A 2376-nucleotide genomic window follows, 5' to 3' on the forward strand; every position below is an offset into this window, starting at 1 on the left:
GTTCATCCATAGCTACGTCTCCGGCCCCGGCCGAGTCAAGCAGGTCGGCCACTTGCTTCGTTTCGGTGGCTGACTGCGTCTGCACCGTTACCAGCGTTCCCCGCCGGGACCTGGCCGCACCACCGGCCGGTTCGCCGTGGTCCCGGTCCACCGGGGCGGGCATTCCGGTGCGGTTCCCGGACGACCGGACCAGTCCAGGATGGACCTCTTCCGGGCGACCAAAGAGGGAGGAAAAGAACCGCCCACTGCTGTTGTCGGCTTCAATGGGCGCGGTAGGCCCATCACTGGTGGCCACGTTCTGATTGGTTGGCGTCGAAAATTCAACGGTTTCCCGGGTGAAGCCCTTCGCCAGCAGGCGTTGAACGGCCTGCTGCGCTTCCGCCATGGTGTCAAAAAAGCCGAATACGGTTTGCAACGGTGCCATTGGCCTAAGGTTTACCTACTTGAATTTATACGTAAAGGCAGCAAGACTACCCAGGCAAACCTACAGCCATTGGCCCGGATTAACTATGACATTCATCACCCGGCCACATGACCGTTACCCGTGCCGTCCCGACCACGATGCGCTCAAACCGTACGCACGTTCCGTCGGTAAACAATCATATCGATACCTATCAACCGTCATAGGCTGACCGGCCAGTCCTCCTCATATTTGTCGGGTTAAGGCTCACCTACTAAGCACTTACCCGATGGACTACGCTAATACCGTTATTTACATGGCCGATGACGACGCCGATGACCGGTACTTTATGCGCCTGTCGCTCCAGGAAGTTTATCCCGCGGTGACCATTGTCGAAGCCGAGGACGGGAGTGATCTGCTGACCATGCTCGATACCTGGAGCCGGGAACCGGCCCCCCAGCCGATACACCTGATCCTGCTCGATATGAACATGCCCAAGATGAACGGGCTGGAGGCCCTGATGGCCCTCAAAGCCAACCCGTTGCTTCGACATATTCCGGCCGTGATGATCTCGACCTCCGCTGAACCGGCACAAATGGCGACGGCGTACCGAAATGGGGTCAGTAAGTACCTGAAAAAACCGGCCTATTATGCCGACCTGGTTCAGGTTGCCCAGTCGATGAGCGGCTGTCTGTTGGGCGCGACAGCCGATTAACCCGTTCATTGCTACCCGGACCGATCAGCAACGGCACCGCTCAGTCATTATTCATGGACTGAGCGGTGCTTTATGTATGTTTACGTAGGGTAAATGCCAGACAACCAATAAGAACCCATCTAATCCGATGAACCTGACAAAACCTATTCTGATTACTGACCTACTATGGGGGTAAACAAAGCAGCACCGCCCCCCTTTCTGGCCGGGGGTGGTGAGCTGGGCGAGCGCATGCGCACCAAAGACTGGTCACCAACCGCCCTTGGCTCACCTGACCAGTGGCCCCAAAGCCTGCGGACCACCGTTTGTACGTGCCTCAACGCTCATCTCCCCATCCTGATCTGGTGGGGATCCGAACGGGTCATGCTCTACAACGATGCCTACCGGCTGATCCTGGGCGACAAGCATCCCCACGCGTTGGGTTGTCAGGGCCGGGATATATGGCCCGAGGTCTGGGATACGCTGGGTCCGAGGCTCGACGGGGTAGGTACGCGGGGGGAAGCCGACTGGTCGGAAAATCAGTTACTGATGGTCAATCGCCACGGCTTGCCCGAAGCGGCCTACTTTAGTTATTCCCACAGCCCGATCTATGATGAATCAGACGGCATTGGGGGCATCTTCTGCGTCGTAACCGAAACGACCGAAACCCTACTGGCCGAGCGGCAACGGCAGGAACTGGATTGGGCCGGACAGGAAAACAGGCGAACGCGGCAGCAGGTCGAGATTAACGAGCGGCTGCTGGCGGCCATCATCCGGCAAACGCCCTTAGGCGTGGCCATCTTTCGCGGCCCCGAATTTATCGTTGAATTAGCCAACCCGACCATCTGCCAGCTCTGGGGACGTACCCATCAGCAAGTGATCGACAAGCCGTTGTTTGAGGCCCTGCCCGAAGCCACCGGGCAGGGGTTTGAAGAACTCCTACTGGGCGTCTACAAAACCGGAATTGCCTACCAGGGCCACGAACTGCCCGTCACCCTGGAGCGCCATGGCCAGTTGGAGACAGTGTACTTCGACTTTGTCTACGATGCCCTGCGGAACGTAGATGGGGGCATCGACCGCACCATGGTCGTCGCCACCGAGGTCACCCGAGTCCGGCAGGCCCGCCAGCAGATCGAAACCAGCGAAGCGAATCTGCAAAGCCTGTTTCAGCAGGCCCCCGTGGCCATCGCTATTCTGCGCGGCCCGCAGTTCGTGGTCGAACTGGCCAATCCGGGCATCTGTACCGTCTGGAATCGCACCGAGGCCCAACTCCTGGGCCACCCGG

2 protein-coding genes and 1 pseudogene are annotated in these 2376 nt (G+C 58.8%); 2 read left to right on the forward strand and 1 reads right to left on the reverse strand.

Annotation, left to right across the window (positions count from 1 at the left end; all coding sequences use genetic code 11):
* A pseudogene (locus tag ACYVHB_RS32760) lies at positions 1-424 on the reverse strand (hypothetical protein); the annotation flags it as partial.
* Positions 425-689: 265 nt separating this feature from the next.
* On the opposite strand from ACYVHB_RS32760, the gene ACYVHB_RS32765 reads away from it, so the two are divergent.
* Complete coding sequence (locus tag ACYVHB_RS32765) at positions 690-1115, forward strand: response regulator (protein WP_461056286.1); 426 nt, start codon at positions 690-692, stop codon at positions 1113-1115.
* Positions 1116-1280: 165 nt separating this feature from the next.
* Positions 1281-2376: PAS domain-containing protein (locus ACYVHB_RS32770; protein ID WP_461056288.1), on the forward strand; the 1096-nt coding region annotated here is incomplete at its 3' end.

The organism is Spirosoma arcticum (assembly GCF_054779955.1).

Coding starts and splice junctions, on each gene's coding strand:
- ACYVHB_RS32765 (WP_461056286.1), top strand. CDS start 690: ATGGACTACGCTAATACCGTTATTTACATGGCCGATGACGACGCCGAT.